Origin of the sequence: Bordetella petrii (assembly GCF_017356245.1) — a bacterium.
GTDB classification, from domain to species: domain Bacteria; phylum Pseudomonadota; class Gammaproteobacteria; order Burkholderiales; family Burkholderiaceae_B; genus Bordetella_A; species Bordetella_A petrii_D.
On record NZ_JAFMZZ010000004.1, the window covers coordinates 975029 to 998589 of the forward strand.

24 protein-coding genes are annotated in these 23561 nt (G+C 68.6%); 10 read left to right on the plus strand and 14 right to left on the minus strand.

All coding sequences use genetic code 11. The features are described 5' to 3' along the window. Positions 1-49: 49 nt before the first annotated feature. Together J2P76_RS22710 and J2P76_RS22715 are read right to left on the minus strand one after the other, a co-directional pair. On the minus strand, positions 50-2167 hold the full coding sequence (locus J2P76_RS22710; RefSeq protein ID WP_207410265.1) for a hypothetical protein: 2118 nt from the start codon (positions 2165-2167) through the stop codon (positions 50-52). Positions 2168-2318: 151 nt separating this feature from the next. Further along, positions 2319-3806 carry a PLP-dependent aminotransferase family protein gene (locus J2P76_RS22715; RefSeq protein WP_207410266.1) on the minus strand — a complete coding sequence of 496 codons (1488 nt, stop codon included), beginning with the start codon at positions 3804-3806 and terminating at the stop codon, positions 2319-2321. A 97-nt stretch (positions 3807-3903) separates the two neighbouring features. Here J2P76_RS22715 and J2P76_RS22720 point away from each other — a divergent pair, with 97 nt between their 5' ends. Further along, positions 3904-4545: an FMN-binding negative transcriptional regulator gene (locus J2P76_RS22720; protein ID WP_207410267.1), complete on the plus strand. Its 642-nt coding sequence runs from the start codon at positions 3904-3906 to the stop codon at positions 4543-4545. A 151-nt stretch (positions 4546-4696) separates the two neighbouring features. Continuing rightward, entirely contained in the window at positions 4697-5029 is a 333-nt protein-coding gene (locus tag J2P76_RS22725) for a glycine zipper 2TM domain-containing protein (RefSeq protein WP_207410268.1), read from the plus strand. A 71-nt stretch (positions 5030-5100) separates the two neighbouring features. Here J2P76_RS22725 and J2P76_RS22730 read toward each other — a convergent pair whose 3' ends face one another. After that, the gene (locus J2P76_RS22730) at positions 5101-6300 is read right to left on the minus strand and encodes an MFS transporter (protein WP_242697647.1); all 1200 of its coding nucleotides are present in this window, start codon (positions 6298-6300) and stop codon (positions 5101-5103) included. Positions 6301-6516: 216 nt separating this feature from the next. On the opposite strand from J2P76_RS22730, the gene J2P76_RS22735 reads away from it, so the two are divergent. The 5 genes from J2P76_RS22735 (at position 6517) to J2P76_RS22755 (ending at position 10906) form a co-directional block, all read left to right on the plus strand. Further along, the gene (locus tag J2P76_RS22735) at positions 6517-6744 is read left to right on the plus strand and encodes a DUF2945 domain-containing protein (protein ID WP_207410270.1); all 228 of its coding nucleotides are present in this window, start codon (positions 6517-6519) and stop codon (positions 6742-6744) included. Then, complete coding sequence (locus J2P76_RS22740; RefSeq protein WP_207410271.1) at positions 6741-7268, plus strand: DUF488 domain-containing protein; 528 nt, start codon at positions 6741-6743, stop codon at positions 7266-7268. Before J2P76_RS22735 ends, J2P76_RS22740 begins: the two co-directional genes overlap by 4 nt. 80 nt (positions 7269-7348) lie before the next feature. Further along, positions 7349-8398: a Dyp-type peroxidase gene (locus tag J2P76_RS22745; RefSeq protein ID WP_207410272.1), complete on the plus strand. Its 1050-nt coding sequence runs from the start codon at positions 7349-7351 to the stop codon at positions 8396-8398. Then, entirely contained in the window at positions 8391-9194 is an 804-nt protein-coding gene (locus tag J2P76_RS22750; protein ID WP_207410273.1) for a family 1 encapsulin nanocompartment shell protein, read from the plus strand. The genes J2P76_RS22745 and J2P76_RS22750 overlap by 8 nt, the downstream gene beginning before the upstream one ends. After that, a complete protein-coding gene (locus tag J2P76_RS22755) occupies positions 9194-10906 on the plus strand; it encodes a chloride channel protein (RefSeq protein WP_207410274.1) in 1713 nt (570 codons plus the stop codon). Before J2P76_RS22750 ends, J2P76_RS22755 begins: the two co-directional genes overlap by 1 nt. Positions 10907-10915: 9 nt before the next feature. Here J2P76_RS22755 and J2P76_RS22760 read toward each other — a convergent pair whose 3' ends face one another. Genes J2P76_RS22760 through J2P76_RS22790 form a run of 7 tightly spaced genes read right to left on the minus strand, consistent with a single transcriptional unit; the run spans position 10916 to position 17447 of the window. Beyond that, positions 10916-11833: an SMP-30/gluconolactonase/LRE family protein gene (locus J2P76_RS22760; RefSeq protein WP_207410276.1), complete on the minus strand. Its 918-nt coding sequence runs from the start codon at positions 11831-11833 to the stop codon at positions 10916-10918. A 49-nt stretch (positions 11834-11882) separates the two neighbouring features. Then, a complete protein-coding gene (locus J2P76_RS22765) occupies positions 11883-12845 on the minus strand; it encodes a Bug family tripartite tricarboxylate transporter substrate binding protein (RefSeq protein WP_207410278.1) in 963 nt (320 codons plus the stop codon). 29 nt (positions 12846-12874) lie between these two features. Next, positions 12875-13831, minus strand: a complete 957-nt coding sequence (locus tag J2P76_RS22770; RefSeq protein ID WP_347565356.1) for an NAD(P)-dependent oxidoreductase — start codon at positions 13829-13831, stop codon at positions 12875-12877. Beyond that, positions 13828-14511, minus strand: coding sequence for an RraA family protein (locus J2P76_RS22775; protein ID WP_207410282.1), 684 nt, complete (start codon positions 14509-14511; stop codon positions 13828-13830). The genes J2P76_RS22770 and J2P76_RS22775 overlap by 4 nt, the downstream gene beginning before the upstream one ends. A 57-nt stretch (positions 14512-14568) precedes the next feature. Next, positions 14569-15564 (minus strand): Bug family tripartite tricarboxylate transporter substrate binding protein, encoded by a 996-nt coding sequence (locus tag J2P76_RS22780; protein WP_207410284.1) that lies wholly within the window; start codon positions 15562-15564, stop codon positions 14569-14571. Further along, positions 15561-16457 carry an amidohydrolase family protein gene (locus tag J2P76_RS22785; protein WP_207410286.1) on the minus strand — a complete coding sequence of 299 codons (897 nt, stop codon included), beginning with the start codon at positions 16455-16457 and terminating at the stop codon, positions 15561-15563. Before J2P76_RS22785 ends, J2P76_RS22780 begins: the two co-directional genes overlap by 4 nt. A gap of 21 nt (positions 16458-16478) precedes the next feature. Then, a complete protein-coding gene (locus tag J2P76_RS22790) occupies positions 16479-17447 on the minus strand; it encodes a Bug family tripartite tricarboxylate transporter substrate binding protein (protein WP_207410288.1) in 969 nt (322 codons plus the stop codon). Between the two features lie 93 nt (positions 17448-17540). On the opposite strand from J2P76_RS22790, the gene J2P76_RS22795 reads away from it, so the two are divergent. From J2P76_RS22795 to J2P76_RS22805, 3 genes are all read left to right on the plus strand, one after another. Continuing rightward, positions 17541-18299: an IclR family transcriptional regulator gene (locus tag J2P76_RS22795; protein WP_242697648.1), complete on the plus strand. Its 759-nt coding sequence runs from the start codon at positions 17541-17543 to the stop codon at positions 18297-18299. A gap of 84 nt (positions 18300-18383) precedes the next feature. Beyond that, positions 18384-19277, plus strand: coding sequence for an amidohydrolase family protein (locus J2P76_RS22800; RefSeq protein ID WP_207410292.1), 894 nt, complete (start codon positions 18384-18386; stop codon positions 19275-19277). 97 nt (positions 19278-19374) lie between these two features. Continuing rightward, on the plus strand, positions 19375-19680 hold the full coding sequence (locus tag J2P76_RS22805; protein WP_207410294.1) for a hypothetical protein: 306 nt from the start codon (positions 19375-19377) through the stop codon (positions 19678-19680). A 15-nt stretch (positions 19681-19695) separates the two neighbouring features. Here J2P76_RS22805 and J2P76_RS22810 read toward each other — a convergent pair whose 3' ends face one another. From J2P76_RS22810 to J2P76_RS22825, 4 genes are all read right to left on the minus strand, one after another. Then, positions 19696-20253 carry a MarR family winged helix-turn-helix transcriptional regulator gene (locus tag J2P76_RS22810; protein WP_207410296.1) on the minus strand — a complete coding sequence of 186 codons (558 nt, stop codon included), beginning with the start codon at positions 20251-20253 and terminating at the stop codon, positions 19696-19698. Positions 20254-20344: 91 nt separating this feature from the next. Beyond that, positions 20345-21547, minus strand: coding sequence for a Gfo/Idh/MocA family protein (locus J2P76_RS22815; protein ID WP_207410298.1), 1203 nt, complete (start codon positions 21545-21547; stop codon positions 20345-20347). A 21-nt stretch (positions 21548-21568) separates the two neighbouring features. Further along, positions 21569-22540 carry a PDR/VanB family oxidoreductase gene (locus tag J2P76_RS22820; RefSeq protein WP_207410300.1) on the minus strand — a complete coding sequence of 324 codons (972 nt, stop codon included), beginning with the start codon at positions 22538-22540 and terminating at the stop codon, positions 21569-21571. 26 nt (positions 22541-22566) lie between these two features. Beyond that, positions 22567-23556, minus strand: a complete 990-nt coding sequence (locus tag J2P76_RS22825) for an ABC transporter substrate-binding protein (RefSeq protein ID WP_207410302.1) — start codon at positions 23554-23556, stop codon at positions 22567-22569. Positions 23557-23561: the final 5 nt, after the last annotated feature.

The following is a 23561-nucleotide window of genomic DNA, read 5'->3' on the forward strand; positions in this document are numbered from 1 at the left end:
CGCAGTTGAAAGCAAGCCGTGCCGCCGGCAGCGCACAGCCGAGCAGGCCTCACGGCCCGGGCGCCACCGAAGCCAATGGCACCGGCGGGCCGATCACGGGGGTGTCCAGGGGCGCGGCCGCGCCGATCAGGATCACGATCGAGTTGCCGCCGGGGTTGAGGTCGGGGTTGGGGTTCTGCTTCCAGTTGTTCATGACCCACAGGTTGCCGGACCGGTCGATCTGGCCGCCGGTGATGCGTTCAAGGGCATTGCTGGTATAGCCGGTTGAAGGCGAAATGGGGTCGCCCACCTGCATGCCCGGCGGGCACTTGCTGGTGTCCGCGCCGCAGAACCGGCTGACGCCGGTCAGGGCGGTGGTGGGCGTGGGTTCGACGCCGTCGGGTCCGAAGTTGAACACCCATACCGTATCGTTGCCGTCCACCGAGATGCCCCAGGGCACGGTAAGGCCGCCGCCGGTGAACGGAGAGCCCGGTTGCGGCTCGCGGGTATCCCGCCGGTACATCGTGATCGACGGACTGGTGGCCGGGCCCTCTCTCAGGCTGTCGGGGCACGGGGCGTCCAGCCAGTCTGAATTGGCGATCCAGATGTTCCCCCTGCTGTCGGCGGCGTTGCCGATGGGGTGGTTGAGAAACGGGCGCGCGGGATCGGCGCTGGCATTGGTCAGCGTCTTGATGATGGCGCCGTTCGGCGCGATGACCACCACGGTGTCGCCCTTGTTGGTGGTGACCCAGACGTTGCCGTCCAGGTCCACCACCGTGCTGAAGGGCTTGAGCGTCGGCGGCGCGCCGGGCGGCAGCGCGCTCAGCGGGATGCTGATGGCCTGGGCCGGGTCGCCGTTCGGAATTTTGGTGACCGTGTCATTGCCGCAGTTGGCCACCCAGATATTGCCCGCCCGATCCGACGAGGTGCCTTGCGGCCACGATATGCCGCCCTGGGTGAATCCGGTGCTGGGGGAAATAGGCGTGCCGTCGGGCCGGAATACCGACACGCTGTTGTGGGGAGCCTCTGATGGCGTGCCGATGCAGGGCGGATCCTGGAAGCCGAAATTGCCGGTCCAGATGTTGCCGGCCGGGTCAAGCGTAATGCCGAAGCCGGCGCCGCTGAGGCCGCCGCCAAAGTAGGGCGCGCCGGACACGACCTGCGCCGCGGGCGTGAACTTGATCAGGCGCAGGCCGGCGCAGGCCGGCTGGCCTTCGTACTGCGGTTCGTAATTGTCGTTCGCCCATGCGTAGCCCTGCGCATCGAAGGCAATGTTGCCCACGCCGTTGACGAGATTGGTGGGGCTTTGATCGCTGTAGAAGCCACCCGTGATTTTCAGGAACAGCAGCCAGTTGGTGGGGCGCGCGGCAAGCCCCAGGTAATGCGCCGGCGATGCCTGTGCCAGGCCGAACAGCGGATCGGCGGAATCGTCCGGATAGCCGGGGTACGCGGGATATTTCACAATATTGGACAGCGCCTGCAGCACGTTGGCCGCGGGCGCGCCGCCGGGCGGGGTTGCCGCGGCGAACAGCCTGGCGCAGTCGGCCTCGGCCGCGACACAGGCGGCGACGACATTGGCCAGCGAGTTGAAGGTTGCCAGTGTCGAGGTTTCCGTGCCATTGGGCGACGAGGCCAGCACCGTCCCGACCGCTCCGGAAAACGGGTCCGCCAGGTTGGCCGCCATTTGCGAGGCGTTGCGCATGCCGATGGCGTCGCCCGCGATGCCCGCTGCGCTGATGAACTGCGCGAACGCGTTGCCGGTGGCGACCGTGGTGTGGTCGTTTACCGTGACAGGGCGGGCGAGCTCGCCGTTGTCGCTGCCGATCGCGCTGGCCAGCATGGCCGGCCCCGACGTGGCTTGCACGAACAGGACTGCTGACTGGCCTTTTTGTTTTTCGGACAGCGAATACTTGATGGCGAAGCCGCCGTCATTGCCGGTTGTGCCCGAACCCAGCCGCACCCAGGTTCCGCCATCGCCGGAAAAGCTGGCATACAGTTCCACCCGGTAATCCGCCAGGCCGGCCGAACTGCTCTGGACCCGGCCCGAAAGCTTCAGGGTTTCGCCGTCGGTGGACAGCGAATTGCCATCGGAACATGCCCCCAGCGCCATCGCCAGGCCGGCCGCCAAGGCGATGGCCCGCCACAGTCTGCCCCAGCTCGGATATTGGATTTTTCTCGGCTGTTTCATCTTTTCCGCCATGGTTGGCTGACGCATCTCGGGACGCTACGGATAATGCGGGAAAACTACCTGAACGACGCCGGCTGAGCCAGTCTTTTTCGATGAAAATACATATCTGCCCGACGAAACGGCAGGCGCCTGCGATGCCGGGCGCAGCCGCCTAGCCTCGCCAGTGCTTCACAATCGTCGCAAGTATGCGAATACCCCGCTCGATTTCCTGCGGCGCCAGCCCGGCGTAGCCCATGATCAGCCCCGCCGGCCGACCGCCCGGCGCCGGCGGTGGTGCGGTGAACAGCGGTGAAACCGGGTAGATGCCCACGCCCCGGCCATGGCAGGCCGCCACCAGCGCGGGTTCGTCTTGCGCGCCCAGGCCGGGCAGCCATAGCACCGCATGCAGGCCGGCGGCGGTGCCGGTGATGCGGGCGCAGTCGCCCAGGTGGCGCGCGACGGCGTCGAGCAGCGCCGCGCGGCGCTGGTCGTTTTCGCGCCGTACGCGCCGCACGTGGCGCTCGTAGGCGCCGCTGTCGATCAACGACGCCAGCACGCGCTGGTCCAGCACCGGCGCGTGGCGGTCGGCCAATTGCTTGGCCTGCCGGAAAACCGCCACCAAGTCGGCAGGCAGAACCAGATAGCCGAGCCGCAGCTGCGGCGACAGGGTTTTCGAGAAAGTGCCGATATAGATGACCCGGCCATTCACGTCGATGGACTGCAGCGCGTCGATGGGGCGCTGGCCGTAGCGGAACTCGCCGTCGTAGTCGTCTTCGATGATCCAGGCCTGGTGCCGTTGCGCCCATTGCAGCAGCGCCATCCGCCGGCCCACCGGCAGCACCCCGCCCAGCGGAAACTGGTGCGAGGGCGTCACATAGGCCAGCCGGGCGCGGCTGTCGCCGGGCAGGCGGGCAGTGTCCAGGCCGTGTTCGTCCACCGGCATGGCCAGCAGCCTGGCGCCCGTGGCTTCGAAGCAGCGCCTGGCCATCGGATAGCCCGGTTCCTCGAACACGAAAGCGTCCTGTGCGTCCAGCAGCAGCCGGGCGCACAGGTCGATGGCCTGCTGCGAACCGTGCACCACCACGATCTGCGCCGCATCGCAGGACAGCCCCCGGGCGCGCGCCAGGTAGCCCTGCACCGCGCGGCGCAGCGAGCTGTCGCCTTCCGGCGCGATATAGCAAAGGCTGCGCGGCGGGCGCAGCAGTTCGGCCTGGTACGCGCGCCGCCAGGCCAGGGTGGGAAAGTCGCGCGATGCCACCGCGCCGTAGCGGAAGTCGATGGCCACCGGCGCCTGTGCGGACGGCAGCCTGGGCAGGTCCAGTGCCGCCACGCGGCGGCCGAACTCGGACAGGCGCGGCGGCGGCCGGCTGCGCGATTTGCCGGGTGAAACCGACGGGGCCGCTGCCGCAAGCCGGGCCGCGACCCGCGCGGCGCGCCCCGGAGACGTCACCAGGAATCCCTCGGCCGCCAGTTGCTCGTAGGCGGCGGTGACGGTGGTGCGCGACACGCCGAGTTCGATGGCCAGTGCGCGGGTGGAAGGCATTCGCCCCTTGGCGGCGAGCGTGCCATCGGCGATTTGCGCGCGCAGCAGATCATAGATGCGTCGCCCCGCTCCGGTAGGGCCCGCGCTGCGGCCGGGCGGCAGTTGAATCTGGCCCATATTAAATAGCAAAAACTGGTTCTTTTAATTGTGCCTGTTTTGCGCCATAGTGGCCACGTCCGGCGCTTGCGCCGCCAGCCCTGCATTGTTTTCAGCCATGTACATTCCCGAGCATTTTGCCGAAACCCGGCCCGAGGTCCTGCATCGCATCATCCGCGAACACCCCCTGGGCGTACTGGTCACGCACGGGTCCGGCGGGCTGGACGCCAACCACCTGCCGTTTGAAATCGACCCCGCCCAGGGGCCGCACGGCCTGCTTTCGGCCCATGTGGCCCGCGCCAATCCCGTGTGGCAAAGCTGTCCCGCCGGAACGCCGGTGATGGTGGTGTTTCGCGGGGCCGAGGCGTACATATCGCCCAGCTGGTATCCCAGCAAGCACGAGGCGCACCGCCAGGTGCCCACCTGGAACTATGAAGTCGTGCACGCGCACGGCATTCTGGCCATACGCGACGACGAACGCTTCGTGCGCGGCCTTGTCGCGCGCCTGACCCGCCGGCACGAAGCGTCCGAGCCGCGGCCCTGGAAAATGGGCGACGCCCCGCCCGATTTCATCGACGGCATGCTGCGCAATATTGTCGGCATTGAAATCGCCATTACCTCGCTGGTGGGCAAGATCAAGCTCAGCCAGAACAAAGAAACGCGCGATCGCCTGGGCGCGGCCGACATGCTCGATGCCCGCGGCAGCCATGAATTGGCGGCGTCCATGCGCGGCGCCGGCCAGGGCCGGGAAAGCGGCTGAAACACCTTATACACCCCGTATCTCAGTCTGCAGGACTGACACGAACCTGAAGTGCTAATTTGTTTTCCCAGGCGGCCGATCCACGGTTCAAACCGGCGCGCCGCCTGGCATGGCTGCATCGCAGGGGCAGCCGGCTACAAGGAGAACAATTATGACCATCACCAAACGATTTATCCACGCTGTATTCGCCGGCACGCTGGCGTTGGGCATCAGCACTACGGCGCTGGCCGACGACCAGACGCGCAACACCATCATCGGCGCCGGGCTGGGGGGCGTGGCCGGCGCATTGCTGTCGGACGGCGACCCCTTGATTACCCTGGGCGGCGCGGCCGCCGGCGGAGTGCTGGGCAATGTCATCACCGATGATGACGACCGCGGCCATCGCCGCCACTGGGACCGCGACCGCTCTTACAAGCGAGCAAGCTACCGGGGCCACGACCGGCATCGCGGCAACAGCCACTGGCACAAGCGCCATCGCGATTGAGCGCGCGCCGCTGACGAGGGCGCCCCGCACCTGGCGGCCGACTGACCGGACCGCGGGGCCTGCCGTGCGGCTCAGGCGCGCGCCGGCGCGCCGGCATCGTCGCGCGGGTCGCGCGGCAGGCACACCAGCACCAGCAGCGAGCAGGCCCCCGTGCAGATAAAGGCGTAGTCGTAGTGTCCGCCGATGGCGACAAAGGCCGCGAACAGCGTGGGCGCCACCATGTTGGTCAGGTTGACCAGGATGCTGGACCCGGCCGCGGTCTCGGAAATCAGGTGGGCCGGCGAGCGGCGCGCCACTTCCGCGATCTGCACGCCGTTCCAGCTGGCCGCCGAGCAGCCTGCCACGAACGCCAGCAACACCACGGCCCACAGGGGCCAGGCCGGACTGGTCAGGCCCAGCAGCGCGGTGGTGGCCGCGGACAGAATCGCGGCGATCGACAGGGTGGCGGTGGCCGAGCGCAGGCGGTCCGACAGCCAGCCCAGCACCACCCGGCCGATCACGCCGCCGGCCTGCATCACGGCAAAGACCGCGCCGGCCAGGCTCAGCGAAAAACCCAGGCGGTCTATCAGATAGATGACGGTGAAGGTGAACCAGCAGCTCTGGGATACGGCGAACAGGCTGCCCACCACCGACATTTTCATCAGGCCGCGGTTATGCGCCAGTGAAGCCAGCGGCACGGTCAGCGTGCGCAGCGTGGGTAGGGGAAGGGCGCGGCGCTTTCTGGGCGGGGTTTCGTCCAGGTTGGCGCTCAGCCGCCAGGTGAGCGCGGTGGGCAGCACCACGGCGAATGCGCAGACAAACAGCGCGATGCGCCATCCCGCCAGCGCCACGACTATGGGAACCAGCAAGCCCGCGATCACGCCGCCCAGGGGCACCCCGGCCTGCTTGATCGAGAAGATGAGGTTGCGCTTGCCCGGCGGGGAAAACCGTTGCAGGACTTCGCTGCCGGCCGGGTTGGCCGCGCCGTTGCTCAGGCCCATGATGAAGCAGGCCATCAGGGCGATGCCCACGCTGGGAAACAGCAGGAACGCCATGCCGGCCGCGCCCAGCACCAGGGTCAGCTGCAGGGTGCGCATCCCGCCGATCTGCTTGAGCAGCGCCGAGCCCGCCACCAGGATGGCGAGCCCGCCCAGCGAATTGCTGGCGGTCAGGTAGCCGATGGAACTGCCGCTCCAGCCGAACTCGTCGGACATGGCCGGGGCGATGATGGGGATAAGCCGGTTCAGGAATGCCGAGGTGGTCTGCAGGGTGAAAATGGCCGCTACAGGCATAAGCCAAGTAGGCGCTACGCGGGTCATCGAATCTCTGGGGTGTTCTTGTTGGACGGAGGCGGCAGGGCGAACCTGATCGCGCCAGCCATCTTCTGCCCCTCATGATACCCCCGGCGCGCCGCCGCGGCGCCGGAACGGGCCCGCCTCTTGGCGCCGGCGCCGGAATTCGATCACAATGGATCGACTCCGCGGCCAGCTGACAAGGAGCACACTGACATGGGCAAGACGTTCAAGATCGGCGATCACGTCGCCTGGAATTCCGAGGCGGGCAAGGTGTCGGGCACCATCATCGCCATCCATACCCGCGATTTCGACTACAAGGGGCACACGCACCGCGCCTCGCCGGAACATCCCCAGTACGAAATCAAGAGCGACAAGACCGACCACGTCGCGGCCCATCGGGGCGAGGTGCTGGAGCACGTGCGCGGCAAGGGCCGGACATGACGCTGCCGTTCTTTACCATCGGCCATTCGAACCGCGGCCTGGACGCGTTTGCCGAACTGCTGCAAGAGGCCGGCATCGAACTGGTGGCCGATATCCGCACGGTGCCGCGCTCGCGGGCCAACCCCCAGTTCAACCAGGATATCCTGCCCGCCGCGCTGGCGCCCCTGCACGTCGACTACGAGCACATGGCGGCGCTGGGCGGGTTGCGGGGAAAATCCAAAGAGGTGTCCCGCGACGTCAACCGTTTCTGGGAGAACGACAGCTTTCACAACTATGCGGATTACGCGCTGTCGGAGGCGTTCCGCGCCGGACTGGATCACCTGGTCGACCGCGGCGGCCGGCAGCGCAGCGTGCTGATGTGTTCCGAGGCGGTATGGTGGCGTTGCCACCGGCGCATCGTGGCCGACTATCTGCTGGCCCGGGGACTGGCGGTTTTCCACATCATGGGGCCGGGCCGCATCGACCCCGCCAGCCTGACGCCGGGCGCGGTCGTCCAGGCCGACGGCACGCTGGCCTATCCCTGACCGCCCGGCCTGCGGCGCGGCTTGCCGCGGGCATAAAATGCACCGACAACAATTCGTCTGGAAACCCGTCTCTGGATCCCATGCCCAACAATAATATCCAGCCGCAGGCTGTCGTCGGCGCCATCACGCGCAGCGCCATCTTCATCGTCGCCACGCTGGCGGCCGGCGACGATCATGCCGGCAAGGTGCGCGCCATGTGCGGCAACCTGGCCGCCCTGGTGCGTTCGGTAGGCAAGCGCGTGCCGTCCGGCAACCTGTCCTGTGTGTTCGGTTTCAGCTCCAGCGGCTGGGACCGCCTGTTCGGCGAGCCGCGCCCCGCCGGCCTGCATCCGTTCCGCGAGTTCAGCGCCGATGGCCGCCATGCCATGGCCACGCCGGGCGACCTGCTGCTGCACATCCGCGCCGACCAGATGGATCTGTGTTTCGAGCTGGCCACGCAGGTGCTGGGCCAGCTGGGCGAGGCCGTGACCGTGGTCGACGAAGTGCACGGCTTTCGCTATTTCGACCTGCGCAGCATGGTGGGTTTCGTCGACGGCACGGAAAACCCCGAAGGCCAGGAAGCGCTGGACTTCACCCTGGTGGGCGGCGAAGACCCGGATTTCGCCGGCGGCAGCTACGTGCTGGTGCAGAAGTACCTGCACGACATGGCGGGCTGGAATGCGCTGCCCGTGGAAACACAGGAACGCATCATCGGGCGCACGAAGCTGTCCGACATCGAGCTCGACGAATCGGTCAAGCCGACGTCGTCGCACAGTTCGCTGACCACGCTGACCGAAAACGGCGAAGAGGTGAAGATCGTGCGCGACAACATGCCGTTCGGCCGCCCCGGTTCGGGCGAGTTCGGCACGTATTTCATCGGCTATGCGCGCTCGCCCGCGCCCATGGAACAAATGCTCGAGAACATGGTTGTCGGCCGGCCTCCGGGCAACTATGACCGGCTGCTGGATTTCAGCCGCGCGGTCACGGGCGGGCTGTTCTTTGTTCCCTCCGCCAACCTGCTCGAAGCGCTCGAGGCGCGCGAGCCGCAGGCCGGCGGCGCAGGGCAGCCGGACCCCGCGCCGCCCGGCGGCCCGCGTCTGGACGGCTCGCTGAACATCGGTTCTTTAAAAGGAAATTCCCAGCATGAATAATCTGCATCGCGAACTTGCCCCCATTTCCAGCGCCGCCTGGTCGCAGATCGAAGACGAAGTCGCGCGCACGTTCAAGCGTTCCGTTGCCGGCCGGCGCGTGGTCGACGTCAAGGATGCCGCCGGCCCGGGGCTGGCCGGCGTGGGAACGGGGCACATGCGCGCCATCGCGGCCCCCCAGAAAGGGGTAGGCGCGAAAGTGCGCGAAGTCAGGGCGCTGGTCGAGCTGACGGTGCCGTTCGAACTGCAGCGCGACGCCATCGACGACGTCGAGCGCGGCGCCAATGATTCCGACTGGCAGCCGGCCAAGGATGCCGCCATCGAGCTGGCCTACGCCGAAGACAGGGCGATTTTCGACGGCTACAAGGCGGCCGGCATCGTCGGCATCCGCGAAGGGTCGTCGAACGCGAAAATCAAGCTGCCGGCCGACGTCGCCGACTATCCCGCCGCTATCGGCAATGCGCTCGAAGCGCTGCGCCTGGCGGGGGTGGACGGCCCGTATTCGGTGCTGTTGGGCGCCGATGCCTACACCGCGCTTGCCGAGGGCCGCAATGGCGGCTACCCCATCATCGACCACATCAAGCGCATTGTCAGCGGCGACATCATCTGGGCGCCGGCGATCAACGGCGGCAGCGTGCTGTCCACGCGCGGCGGCGATTACGAGCTGCACCTGGGCCAGGACCTCTCCATCGGCTACCAGGGCCATACCGACAACACCGTGCGCCTGTACCTGCGCGAAACACTGACCTTCCTGATGCTGACCAGCGAGGCATCCGTGTCGGTGGTGCCCAAGGCATAGTGTCGAGCGGCGATATCCCGGCCGCGGCCGCGCGCCAGCCCATCGGATACTACCTGCGCCTGGTCGGGCTGGCGGTGGTGCTGGGCATTGCGGGGGCGCTGGCCGCCCACGTGTTCCGGTGGGGGCTGGATTACGCCACCGGACTCCTGTTCGGCCGCAGGCAGGACATCACCCTGCTGTTCGGCGATCTGCCCTGGTATGCGCGCATTGCTTTTCCGACGCTGGGCGGCGCCATCGCCGCGCTGGTCCTGGTGCGCGCCCAGCGGCGCGAAAAGGCCGCCGGCGTGGTGTCGGAATACCTGGAAACCATCGACGGCAGAATGGCGCGCATCCCGGTCGTGCCGTCGTTGATGCGCTGCGTGTCTTCGTTCGTGTCGATCGTTTCGGGCGGGTCCATCGGCAAAGAGGGGGCCATGGTCCAGCTGTCCGCCACGGTCGGGTCGGCCCTGGGTGCGCGGGTGCGCGCCCTGCGCGGCTACGATTTCCGCCTGGCGGTGGCCATGGCCGCCACGGGCGGCCTGGCCGCGGTTTATCACACGCCGCTGGCCGCCGCGATCTTCGTCAACGAGATCGCCTTCGGCGGATTCGCGCTGCGGCGCACCGGCTATCTGTTTACCGCCGCGGCGGCATCGGCGTGGATGACCAGCACGATGGAGCCGTTCATGCCCCTGTATGCGCTGCCGGCGCACACCTTCACGGTCACGACCGCCGGCATGCTGGGAGTGGGGGCGGTGGGCCTGGCGGCGGGGCTGGCGGGCTCGCTGTTCCTGTGGTCCACGCGCTGGGCGCGGTCGGGCTTCGCGCGGCTGCACCGGTCGCCGATTGTGCGCATGAGCGCGGGCGGCCTGATCGTCGGGCTGATCACCCTGGCGGCCCCCGAAGTCACGGGCAACGGCTTTGCCCCCATCGAGCGGCTGCTTGCGGCGGGCACGCTGGAAACATCGCTGCTGTTGCTGCTGGCGCTGAAGGTCGCGGCCACCGCGGCCACGGTGGGCTCGGGCGCGATCGGCGGCATGTTCACGCCTTCGCTGCTGATCGGCGCGCTGGCCGGCAGCGCCTGCGCGCCCCTGGCCGGCCAGTGGTTCGGCGTGCACGACGGGGTGCTGCTGGGCGTGCTGGGCATGGCGGCGGCGCTGTCGGCCACCACCAAGGCGCCGTTCATGTCGACGCTGATGGTGTTCGAGATGACCCAGGAATCCGCCTTCGTGTTTCCGCTGATGATCGCCACCGCCGCGGCCTATGCGGTTTCCCAGCTGTTCGGGCAATCGGGGGCCTACGAGGTGACCTCGCGGCATCGCGCGCGCGACGAGCGCCGCAACCGCCTGGCCGATGACACGGTGGCCGCCGTCATGCGCCCGTCCGGCGGGCTGGCGTCCGCATCGGCTTCGGCGCGCCAGGCGCTGCAGGCCGGGGTAGACCGGAAGAAGCGCTTTGTCTTCGTGGTTGACGAGGCGCGGCGATTCGTGGGCGCGATCTGGACCAACGACCTGCTGGCCCGCGCCGGCGATGCGCCGGCGCCCTTGCTGCGCGACCTGGTCCTGGATGAATTTCCGGTGGTGTACAAGGGCCAGCCGCTGCGCGAGGCCTGGCAGATCGTGGTCGAGTCCCCCGCCGAGCGCACGCCCGTGCTCAGCGACGCCGTCGAACGCCGCGTGATCGGCTTCGTGCAGAAAAGCGACCTGCTGCGGCGCGCGCAGGACCTGTTCATCTAGGCGCCGCGCTCAGCGCGGCCGGTTCAGGGCAAGGCCGGCATGCGGGGCCGTTGCGCGCAGGATCGAGCCGGATGCCGATTCGGTGCAGTACAGCGTGCGCCGGTCGGCGCCTCCGAACGCGATATTGGTGGTCGAGCCGCCCGCGCCGCTGCGCCATACCATGGCCGGCTCGGCCCGCGAATTCAGCAGCCAGACGTATCCCAGGCCGGGATTGGCCATCGCCAGGTTGCCCGCCTCGTCCACGGCCAGGCCGTCCGGGCCGCTGGGCCCGTACGAGGTAAAGAACTGGCTGACCTTCGAGACGCTGCCGTCCGGCAGCAGGGGCACGCGCCACACGCAGTTGCCGCGGGTGACGGCAAGGTAAAGCACACGGCCGTCGGGCGCCAGGGCTACGCCGTTCGGGCTGGGAACATTGGACAGCAGCGTATCGAGCTGGCCGTCGGGCTTCAGCCGGTACAGGCGTCCGGTGGGGTCGTGCAGGCCGCTCTGGCCCTGGTCGGTGAAATAGAGATTGCCCCGGGTATCGAAAACCAGGTCGTTCACGCCCTTGAAGCGTTCGCTGTTGCGCCGTTCGAGATAGGGCGTGACGCTGCCGGTGGCGACATCCAGCCGCATCAGGCCGTTCTTGTAGTCGGTAATGAGCAGCGTGCCGGCATCCAGGAACTTCATGCCATTGGGCTCGCCGTCATACTCGGCCACCAGCGTCCATCGGCCCGCGGGATCGATACGGAAGATGCGGCCCCAGGGGATGTCGGTCACGTAGAGATTGCCCGCGTCATCGAAGACCGGACCTTCCAGGAACGAGTCCGCGATGGCGCCGCCCCGGTTGGCGTCGGCCCACGCGCTGCGCGCGCGCCGCCTGAATGCGTCCGGCATGGCGGAAAACAGTTCGAAATCGCCCACCTGGGGCGGCGCAAGAAGAAACATGGCGATGGCCTATTCGGCGTTGCGGTCAGTGGATATGCGGCGAGCCGGCTCAGTCTGCCCGCAGGCCCAGTTCGCGCGCCAGGGCGCCGTTGGCGTCGATCTCGCGGGCCAGCTGGGCGGCGAACGCGCTGCCGCAGGTGTTCTGGGGCGCCATGCCCAGCGAGCGCAGCTTGGAAGCCGAGTCGGCCGATTGCGCGAAATCGGTGGCGGCCTGCTGCAGCGCCGCCAGGGCCTCGGGCGGCGTGCCCGCGGGGGCAAGCAGCCCGTACCAGGCGTCGGCGGCGTAGCCCTTGACACCGGCTTCGTCAAAGGTCGGCACATCCGGCAGCAGCGCCGAACGGCTGGGCGCGGCGACTGCCAGCGCGGTCAGCTTGCCGGACTGGATCTGCGGCAGGACCGAGCCCAGGGTCGCCAGGGAACTGTCCACCTGGCCGCCCATCAGGTCGGTGACGGCCTGCGCGGCGCCCTTGTACGGAATGTGGTTCATCGAGGCGCCCGTCAGGCGCAGGAACTGTTCGCTGGCAAAGTGCCCCGAACTGCCCGTGCCGGGCGTGGCGTAGGTGCGTTTGCCGGGTTCGGCCTTTACCTGCCGCAGAAATTCGTCCAGGGTCTTGACGGGCATCGACGGCCCCACGACCAGCACGGTCGGGCTGATGGCCAGCGTGCATATCGGCGCGAACGATTTCAGCGCGTCGAACTTGATGCGCGTGCTGTACAGGGCGGGGATCATGGTGTGGTTGGTGGCGCCCAGCAGCAGGGTGTATCCGTCGGGCTTGGCGCTGGCCACGGCCTCTGCGGCCAGGATGGTGTTGGCGCCCGGCTTGTTTTCGACCACGAAGGGCTGGCCCAGACTGCGCGATGCCTGGTCGGCGAAGGCGCGCGCGACCACGTCGGTGGGGCCGCCCGCGGAAAAGCCGACCACCAGCCGCACGGGATGGTCGGGGTACTTGGCCTGCGCGGCGCCGGCGGCCAGGCCGAGCGCCAGGGCGCACAGCAGGGTTGCGGATTTCATGTGGGGTCTCCTCCTGTAAATTTACTGAATCAGCGGGCAGCGGCCTGGCGCGCCAGGGCGGCCAGCACGTTTCTGGCGGCGGCGATGCCCATGTTGACGTACGCCGCGCGGGTCACGCCGCCGATGTGCGGGCTGAGAATAATGTTCTTCTCGTGCTGGAACGGGTGGCCCGCGGTCATGGGCTCTACCGCGAAGCTGTCCAGCCCCGCGGCCATTACCTGCCCGGAACGCACGGCGTCGATCAGCGCGGCTTCGTCGATCAGGCCGCCGCGCGCCGTATTTACCAGAATGACGCCGGGCTTGCATTGCGCCAGCGTGCGCGCGTTCAGCAAGCCCCGGTTGTCGTCGGTCAAGGGACAGTGCAGCGAGATCGCATCCGATTCGCGCCAGATGGTATCCAGGTCGACCTGCCGCACGTCGGCGGGCAGGTTCTTTGCAAACGGGTCGTGGCCGATGACGCGCATGTCCAGGGCCGCGCCCATTTTCGCCATGCGCAGGCCGATGGCGCCCAGGCCGACCAGGCCCAGGGTCTTGCCGGCCAGTTCTTCGCTTTTGTGGGTGGCCTTGTCCCAATGGCCGGCCCGCATGCGCACGTCCAGCGCAATGACAGACTTGGCGCAGGCAAGCAGCAGCGCCAAGGCCTGCTCGACGACGGCCGCCGCGTTGGCGCCCACCGCGGCGACGACGTCGATATTGCGCGCCTGCGCGGCGGCCTTGTCGATCGTGTCGGTGCCGCTGCCGTGCTTGGAAATGACGCGCAGCGATGGCGCCGCATCCATGGCCGCGGCGCCGACCTTGCCGTACCGGACGATGATGGCCGCGGGGTCGTGGGCGCGGCAAAGGTCGACGATGTCCTGGTCGGAGGGGGTCTTGCCGGCATAGACGATGCGGTAGCCGTCCAGCAGCGCCAGCGCCTCGGGCGCAAGGTCCGCCGCTGTTACCAGGACGGCCGGCCTGTCTTGGGCAGCGGGGGCGGCGGTGGTCACAGGGTTTCTCCTTCGTTGAGCACGCCGGCGTTGCGCAGGGCGGCGCCCAGCCATTTGGCCGCGGTATCGCCCGCCTGGATGGCGGCGATGCGGGCGGCTTCGTCCCTGACCTTTTTCTCGGCCGCGGGCAGCAGGGCTTCGATTTTTTCGCGTTCGACCACGACCACGCCGTCGCTGTCGCCGATGATGAAGTCGCCGGGATGCACCGTGACGCCGCCAACCGTGACCGGATGGCCGATGCGGCCGCCGATGTTCTTGGTGGGGCCATTGGGGTTGGTGCCGGCGGCAAAGACCGGGTAGTCCATTTCGATGATGTCGAGGCTGTCGCGCGCGGCGCCGTCGATGACCACGCCGGCGATGCCCAGCTGCCGGCAGGCGTTCATCATGATGGTGCCCATCAGGGCAGAGTTCAGGTCGCCCTTGCCGTCGATTACCAGCACGTCGCCGGGCCGGGCAAGCGAAATGGCCGCGTGGATCATCAGGTTGTCGCCGGGGCGCACCTCGACCGTCAGCGCCGGGCCGGCGAGCTTCATGCTGGAATGCAGCGGCCGGATCCGGCCGTGCAGCGCGCCGCGCCGGCCCGCTACATCGGCCAGGATGGCCGGCTGGAAGGCCGCGGCCCGCTCGACGATGTCGGCGGGAACACGGGGAAAGTCCTTGATGATGTCGGGAAGCGTCATGCTCGAATCCTTTGAACGGCGGGAAGTAGATGGATGTGAAAGGCCGGCTGCGCAGCCTCAGGCTTTTATCTGGGCGTCGCGGATCACCTTGCCCCACTTCGCGAAATCCGCGCGCCGCATCTCATCCAGCTGCTGGGGCGAGCCGCCCACCAGGGTGATGCCCAGCTTGTCGGACAGCGTTTTCAGGGCGGGCGTCTCCAGCGCCTTGCCGATGGCGGCGTTCAGCTGCTGGATGACGGCCGGCGGGGTGCCGGCCGGCGCGAACACCGCCTGCCATTGCTCGACCACGAAATTGTCGAAGCCGGCTTCGGCCATGGTCGGCACGTCTGGCAGCGCGGGCAGCCGCTGCGCCGAGGTCACCGCCAGCGCGCGCAGCGAGCCGTTGCGGATGTGCGGCAGCGACGCGGCCGCTGGCGCGAACATGAACTGCACCTGCTCGCCCAGGGTGTCCTGCAGGGCGGGCGTGTCGCCCTTGTAGGGCACGTGGATGAAGCGGGCGCCGGTCGTCAGCTGCAGCAGCGCGCCCTGCATGTGCAGCACGGTGCCGGTGCCGCCCGAGGCATAGGCGATGCTGTCGGGCTGGGCCCGCGCGGCTTCGATCAAGGCCTGCACCGATCGGTAGGGCTGCTTGGCGCCGACCACCAGGATGTGGGGAATGGTGCCCACGGTAATCACCGGCGCGAAGTCTTCGATCGGGTCGTACGGCAGCTTGCCCATGATGTGCGGCGCGATCGCCTGCGGTCCGATCGAAGTGCCCAGCAGCGTCAGCCCGTCGGGCGCCGACCGCGCGACCCGGGCCGCGCCGATGGTGCCGGTGGCGCCGGGCCGGTTGTCGACGATCACGGTGGTCTTGAGCAGCGCGTCGAGCTGCTGCGCGATGGCGCGGCCCAGCACGTCGGTGCTGCCGCCCGGGGGATAGGGGACGACCCAGTCGATGGTTTTGCCGCCGGGCCAGCCGCCCGTGGCGCGGGCGGCGCCGCAGGCGGCCAGCAGGGCGCTGGCGGCGAGGAACTGGCGGCGGGAAAAGCGGATGCCGGATCGGGATGCGTTCATGATGTCTCCAGAGATTCCCGGGCCGCCGCGCAGGCAAAGCCATATAGCGCCTGAGGATTGCGGACCAGGATTTGTTCGAATGTGGATGTGCCGCCGGCCCAGGCGGCCAGCCGGTCGAGCTGCAGGGCGTCGTCGGGCATCGGCTGGCGGCCCGCCGATGCGGTGGCATGCGGCCAGTCGCTGCCCCACAGCACGCGATCGGGCGCGGCGTCGATATAGCTGCGGGCCAGCGTGTCCAGCGCCGGGTCATCCGCCTGGCCGTGCCGGCTGACGATGTAGCCGCCCGACACCTTCACCCAGGCCCGCCCCTCGCGCTGCAGGCGCAGCACCAGCGCGTGCGCGGGGTGCACGAATGCCTGGTCCGGATGCAGCCGCGCCATGTGGTCGAACACCAGCTGCACCGGCAGCTTCGCCAGGCGCGCGCCGATGCCGGCAAGCTGGTCGGGCGCCATCAGCAGCTGCATGTGCCAGCCCAGCGGCGCGATGCGCGCCGCCAGGGGTTCGAGCATGCCGATGCCGCCGGACACGCCCAGCGAGAGATTCAGCCGCACGCCCCGGACGCCGGCATTGTGCAGCGCCTGCAACGCCGCATCGCTTTCGCGGCCGTCGATGACGGCAACGCCGCGGGCTTGCCCGCCCATGCCGGCCAGGCCCGCCAGCATGCCGCGGTTGTCCGCGCCATATGTCGACGGCGTGACCAGCACCGCCCGGGTGGTGCCCAGCCGCTGCTGCAGGGCGCGGTACTGCGCGATGGAAGCGTCCGGCGGGCGCAGGCTGGCGCCGGGCGCCGCCGGCCAGGCCGCGTCGTACACATGGATGTGGCAGTCGCAGGCGTGGGCCGGAATGCCCGCGGTGGGCTTGCCGGCGCCGGACGAGTAGGCGAAGGTGGCCATGGCGGCAGCTCGGTATCGCCTTTACTCGACGCGGGCGCCCGAGGCCTTGACGATGTCTCCCCAGCGGATCCGGTCGTCATGGATCAATTGGGCGAATTCCTGCGGCGTGCTGGTCAGCACTTCCGCGCCCTGGCTCTGGAACTTCTGCCGGATGTCGGGCGTATTCAGCGCCTTGTTGAAGGCGGTGTTCAGCTTCGCCACGATCTCGGCCGGCACGCCGGCCGGGCCGGCCAGGCCGAACCAGGTGATCGCCTCGAAATCCTGGTAGCCGGACTCCGCCACCGTGGGCACATCGGGCAGGTCGGGCGAACGCTTCAGCGAGGTGACGGCGAGGGCGCGCATTTTTCCGCTGCGGATATGGCCGATCAGCGTGGGCACCGACGACATGTACATCTCGATCTGGCCGCCGATGAGGTCGTTGGCGCCTTGCGAGGCGCCCTTGTAGGGAATGTGCGTGAACTTCACGCCGGCGGCCTTCTGCAGCTTTTCGCTGGCCAGGTGGGACACCGTGCCGTTGCCCGACGTGGCGCAATTCAGCGCGCCGGGATCGGCCTTGGCCGCGGCCACGACATCGGCCAGGGTCTTGTACGGGGACTGGGCCGACACCACCAGGACCAGCGGCGCGCTGGCGACCAGCCCCACGGGCGCCAGGTCTTTCTCGGGGTCGTACGGCAGGTTCTTGTACAGCGTGGGATTGATGGCCAGGTTGCTGGTCTGGCCCATGACCAGCGTGTAGCCGTCCGGCGCCGCCTTGGCCACGGCGTCCACGCCGATGTTGCCGCCCGAGCCGGGGCGGTTCTCGGTCACGATGCTCCAGCCGGTGTCGGTCGACACTTTGTTGGCCGCTTCGCGGGTCAGGGTGTCGGTGCCGCCGCCCGGGGGAAACGGCACGACCAGGCGGATGGCCTTGGCGGGAAAGTCCTGGGCGGCGGCGGGCAGCGCCGCGCACGCCAGAAGGGCGCTGGCCAGCAGGCGGGGCAGGAAGTTCATGGATGTCTCCGGTGTTGGTTTTGGTCCGCGCATTGTGCGATTGTGTTCCGTACATTACAATGCCATTCCGTATCTCGGAACATGTTCTGCCATATGAAATCAAATCCGGAAGACCCGGCCGACGAACCGGCCGAAGAAGGCGTCGTGGCCGTGCGGCGGGCCATGCACATCCTCGAAGCCTTCGGCGTGGACGATGCCAGCCTGTCGCTGGCCGAACTCAGCCGCCGCACGGGCTATCACCGGTCCACGGTGCTGCGCCTGGCCCGCACGCTGGCCATGGACGATTACCTGGCGCAGCGCGCAGACGGCACCTGGCGGCTGGCGCGCGCGGCGGGCTGGCTGGGGGCGTGCTACCAGGCCACGTTCAATGTGCACGACGTGGTCGAGCCCGTGCTGCGCGAACTGTCCATCGCCACCGGCGAAAGCGCCACGTTCTATGTGCGCGAAGGCAACCAGCGCATCTGCGTGGCGCGGGTCGAGGGCCCCAAGTCCATCCGCCACCACGTCCGCGCGGGCGCCGGGCTGCCGCTGAACCTGGGCAGCCCCGGCCGCGTCATCCTGGCCTTCTCGGGCGAAGAGGGCGAGCCCTACGAATCCATCCGGCGCGCGGGCTACATGATGTCGCTGGGCGAACGCGACCCCGAGGTATCCAGCATTTCGGCCCCCGTGTACACGGTGAACTGGACCCTGCTGGGGGCCATCTGCATTTCCGGGCCCTTGTCGCGGCTGACAGAAGAAATGCTGCACCAGCATAAAGAAACGGTGCTGTCGGCGGCCAACCGCCTGTCTCGCGCCATGATGGGCGTGCGGCAGGGGGCCGTCACGGCGGGGCGCCGCGGCGGCCCGGCCTGAGCCGCCTGTTTCTCGTGGCGCACGGTGTTTCCCGCTGCGGAACACCGTTGTGCCGCGCGGCGCGCGTTCCTACACTGCCTGCCCATGAGCACACCCCACGGCGGCGAGCAGGCCCGCGCCCACGCGCCTGCGCATTCCCTCGGCACCAACCGGCCGGCGCACGCGCTGCCGGACGGTGCATGCGACAGCCACATGCATGTCTTCGACCCGCGCTTTGCGCCGTCTCCGCACTGGCGGCGCACGCCGCCGGTGGCCGACGTGGCCGCCTATCAGCGGCTGCAGCAGCGACTGGGCACCACGCGCACCGTGGTCGTCAACCCGTCCACCTACGGCACCGACAATGCCTGCACGCTGGATGCCCTGGCCAGGCTGGGCCCGCGGGCACGCGGCGTGGCGGTGGTGGATGCGGACGTGGGCGCAGCCGAGCTGGACCGATTGGCCGCCGGCGGCATCTGCGGCCTGCGGGTGAATTTCGTGACGCCGCAGTCGTGGGGCGACACGGCCGTGCCGATGCTGACCACCCTGGCCCGCAAGGCCGCGCGGCTGGGATGGCACATCCAGGTTTTCATGCATCCGGAACAGCTGATTGGCCTGGCGCCGGTGCTGTCGGGCCTGCCCGTGCCGTTGGTGGTGGACCACATGGGCCGCATCGATCCAGCCGAAGGCGAGCAGGGCGCGGCGTACACCGCGCTGCGCCGCCTGCTGGACGCGGGCAACACCTGGGTCAAGTTGTCGGGAGCCTACATGCGGTCCGGCGCCGGCGAGCCCGGCTACGCCGACACCTTGTGGCTGGGGCGCGCGCTGGCGCGGCATGCGCCGCAACGGCTGGTGTGGGGCAGCGACTGGCCCCACACCACCCAGCCGGCCGACAGCGTCAACGACGCGAACCTGGTCGACCTGCTGTACCGCTGGTGCGGCACCGTGCAGGCCGCGCACCGCATCCTGGTCGACAACCCCGCGCGGCTCTATGGTTTTTGAACGTTCTGCCTTAAGCTGGGACGCGCAGGTGACGTAAACCAGCCAGATAGGCACGCAGTCTGTGCATACGTGATTCCACCACACGCCAGGAGCAGACATGAAGGCCGTGCGAGCACTGTGGGTCGGTATGTTGGGAGCGGCGATCGCCATGCCGGCCATCGCAGCGGGCGGGAAAATCCACTTCACGGGCAGCATTGTGGTGCCGGCGGACTGCCGGACCGATGTGCGGGTTCGCGGCCGCTTGCCCACCGCCACGCTGGATTGCGGCGGGCACGGCAGTGCCGCCGCGGCGCACACCGCGCCGGCCATTCCGGTGGCCGATGTGGCGGTGCGGCCGTTGCAGGCACGGCCTGGGCGGCAAGACGGCCCGCGCCGCTATGTGATCGACGTGACGTACCGCTAGCGTTCGCGTGCAGGCTCAGGCCTGCGATTCGGCGGTCTCGTTGATGCGCCGCGACATCTCGCGGGTGGACGGCACGCGCCGTTCGGCGTTTTCCATCGAGGCTTCATCGTCGGCCATGTTGGCGATGATGGTCAGCAGCACCTTGCGCGCCGTCTTGATCTCGGCGCTGGTCAGGCCGTGCGTGCCGATGGCGTTGATTTCTTCGGCCAGCGGAATCAGCTTTTTCTTCAGGGCCCGGCCGTTGCGGGTGAGGAACACGTGGATGTTCTTGTTGTTGCCGGGCAGGTGCTTGCGTTCGATATAGCCCAGCGCTTCCATCGCCTTCATGGCCGCATAGGTGGTGGGCTCCATGACGCCGGCCTGCTCGCTGAGCTCGCGCTGCGTCAGGCCGTCCTGTTCCCACAGGATGCGCAGGAATGCCCAATGGCCGAACGAGACGTTGTGATCCGACAGGCGCATTTGCAGGCCGCGCACCAGGGCGCGCGTGGCGTCTTTGATCAGGTGGGCCAGGCGGTCATGGGGAACGGCCTCGCGCCAGTGGGCAAGGACTTTTCTCGTTTCTTTGGAAGTCATGCGCGGGCAGCGTGATGATGTCGGAAAGTCGCGGGAAATGATAACGCAACGCGCCAGCCGTTTCGCCGGCCGCGGCGCGGCCACGGGGTGCTCATGGGGCGGCGCGGGCCTGGCGGCGCAGGGGCACGTCGGCGCCCGAACCGTCGGATTGCAGCATGGCCAGGCAGATTTCCAGGGTGGCCTTGGCCCAGTGCCCGTCATGCAGGGGCGCGCGCCCTTGATAGATGGCGTCGTGCAGTTCGCTGACCACTTCCAGGCGCGGCGCGGCCGGCGGGGGCAGCGGCAGGAATTCGCGGCGTTCGTCGCCATACACCAGGATGCCGTGCGGCATGGGCCGCAAGTCGGCGCGTTCGCACGACACCAGGATCGCGCCGAAGTGCTGGTGCCGGGCCGGGGCGGCGCCGGGCGCCCGGGCGGGCGGCGCGCGGTAGCTGGGCCCGCCGTAGGTGCCGGCGGCTTTCAGCGCGGCCTCGTCGCGCGGGTCGCCCAGGCTGTGCAGCTTGCGCCGCGCCGCGCCATAGTCGTCCGGGTCTTTGGGGTGGCCCATTTCGCCGGTCCAGTCCATCCATTCGTCAGAATCGAAGTGCGCGTAGCCGTTGTAGTTCAGCGAGGCATAGGCGCCGCCTTCGAACCACAGCAGCGCGCTGTAGGCGCCTTCGGTGGGGCGCCCGGGCTCCCAGTTGCCCAGCGCGGCGCGCAGGCGGGTGGGGCGCCGGCCCACCAGCATGCGCACGATGTCGACCTGGTGGGCGGCCTGGCTGAACACGGCTCCGCCGCCCTCGCGGGTGGCCAGCTCTTCGGGCCGACGCGGCCGGAACAGATAGTCGGTGTAGTTCAGCGCATGCACCATCTTCACGGCGCCGAACTCGCCCTGCGCGATGCGTTCGCGGCAATGCAGGTAGGGCGTGTCGAAGCTGTGGCAGTGGCCGATCACCAGGTGCACCGCGGCGGCATCGCAGGCGGCGATCATGGCGTCGCATTCTTCCAGGCTCAGCGCCATGGGTTTCTCGACCAGCACATGCTTGCCGTGCGCGGCCGCCAGGCGCGTATGCTCGGCGTGATGCTGGTGCGGGCTGGCAACATACACGGCCTGCACGTTCGGGTCGCGGGCCAGCGCTTCGGCGGATTCATACACCGGGCACTGGAAATCGGCCGCGAACTGCGCGCGGGCCGCCGGGCGCGGGTCGCAGGCGGCCACCAGCCGCACGCGCGCATCGCCCAGAAACGACGGCAGCATCAGCGAAAACGCGCGGCCCAGCCCGATGACGCCCAGATTCAGAACGGAAGTGGCCATGTGGCGGCTCCAGGTATGTGGCTACAGATCCAGCACCAGCTTGTCGCAGCTTGCGCGCGAGACGCACACCATGATCTGGCTGTCCTGCTCGTCGGGCAGCAGCACCATGTCGCGGTGGTCGGCGGTGCCGGCCAGCAGTCCGGTGCGGCATGAGCCGCAAGTGCCGCTTTCGCATGAGTGGCCGACGCGCACGCCGGCCTGCAGCAGCACCGACAGAATAGACTTGCCCACCGGCACCACCAGCTCGCCGCCCGAGCGCGCCAGTTCCACCGTGAAGGGCCGGTCGTCGGGCTGCTTGCCGCCGCCTTCCAGGAAGCTTTCGAAATGGATGCGCGCGGGCGACCAGTGGCCGGACATGTCGCGCACCGCCTCCATCAGCCCGCGCGGGCCGCAGCAGTACACGTGTCCGCGATTGGGTTTTTCCAGCACCGGCCACAGGTCCAGCGACTGCGCGGGGTCGCCGTGGTCGTGGTGGATGCGCACCCGCCCCTTCCATTCGGGGCGGCCCAGTTCGTCCACGAAAGCCGTGGTGGCGGGCGACTGGCTCAGGTAATACAGCTTCCAGCCGATTTCGGGCAGTTCGCCCAGCGAGCGGATCATGGACAGGATGGGCGTGATGCCGATGCCGCCCGCGATGAAGATCAGGCTGCCGGGGTTGTCGACCAGCGCGAAGGCGTTGTCCGGCATGGACGTGGGCAGGGTGTCGCCCACGGCGGCCTGGTCCACCAGGCTGATCGAGCCGCCGCGGCCCTGTGCATCGCGCTTGACCGTGATGACGTAGCGGTCGCGTTCGGCGGCGTCGTTGCACAGCGAATACTTGCGCAGCTCGCCGTTGGGCACGCGCACTTTCACGTGCGAGCCGGGCGTGAAGGGCGGCAGTTCGCCGCCGCCGGCATCGCGCAGCTCGAACGAGCGGATGCCGTCGGCGGCGTCGACGATGCTGGCGATGCGCAGCGGCATCAGGGCGTCTTGGCCCGGTATGGACTCTGTCATGGCAATCTCGTACTGCGGGGGGCCGCCTAGATCTTGTAGGTTTCGTAGGTGCCGGGATGGAACAGCTCGTCCACCGCAACGTGGCGGGACGACAGGCCCTGCGCGTGGTGATGGCGGGTGAATGCCTCCAGCGTGGGCCGGTTGGCGTCGACGCCGTAGGCCCAGTAGTTTTCGCCCAGAGTGTCGCGCGCGGCCTTGAGCTGTTCTTCGACAAAGGGCAGCGTGACCTTGGTGGCGGACGTGTCTTCGAGCTTGGCCAGCGCCGCCGCCTTCGACTGCTCGAAAGCCTTCAGCAGCGCGCCCGGCAGCCACGGGTGCTGCTCGGCCAGGGTCTTGCGCACGCCCACCACGTGCATGATGGGAAAAATGCCCGTGCGCTTGTAGTAGTCCTTGGCCACCGCGGTGGGGTCGTCGAACAGCCAGCCGACGTCGGGGTTGGCGCGCGCCGCGCCGAAGGGTGCGCGGGGCGCCATGAAGCCCTCGATCTCGCCGCGGTCCAGCATGTCCGAAATCGTGGTCGACGGCGGGGCGTCGATCATTTTCACGTCGTCCGGCAGCTGCAGCTTGATCTTCTCGGGCCGGCCGGGCTGGTCGATGCCGCCGCGCACCCAGGTCACGTCCGACGGCCTGACGCCGTAGTCGTCGTGCAGCAGCGCGCGCGCCCATACGTTGGCGGTGAGCTGATATTCGGGGATGCCGATGCGCTTGCCCTTCAGGTCTTGCGGCGACTTGATGCGGTCTTTGCGCACATAGATAGAGGTATGGCGGAACGCGCGCGACAGGAAAATGGGCAGCGCGATGTAGGGACAGTCGCCCCGGGCATGCTTGACCAGGTAGCTGCTGAATGACAGCTCGCTGATGTCGAAGTCCTGGAAGCGGAATGCGCGGAAGAACATCTCTTCCGGGTTCAGCAGCATGAAAGTGGGGTCCACCCCGTCAATCTGCACGGCGCCGTCGTACAGCGCGCGGTTGCGGTCGTAGTCGCCCATGGCGATGGAAAGCGGTAGCTTGGCCAACGTGG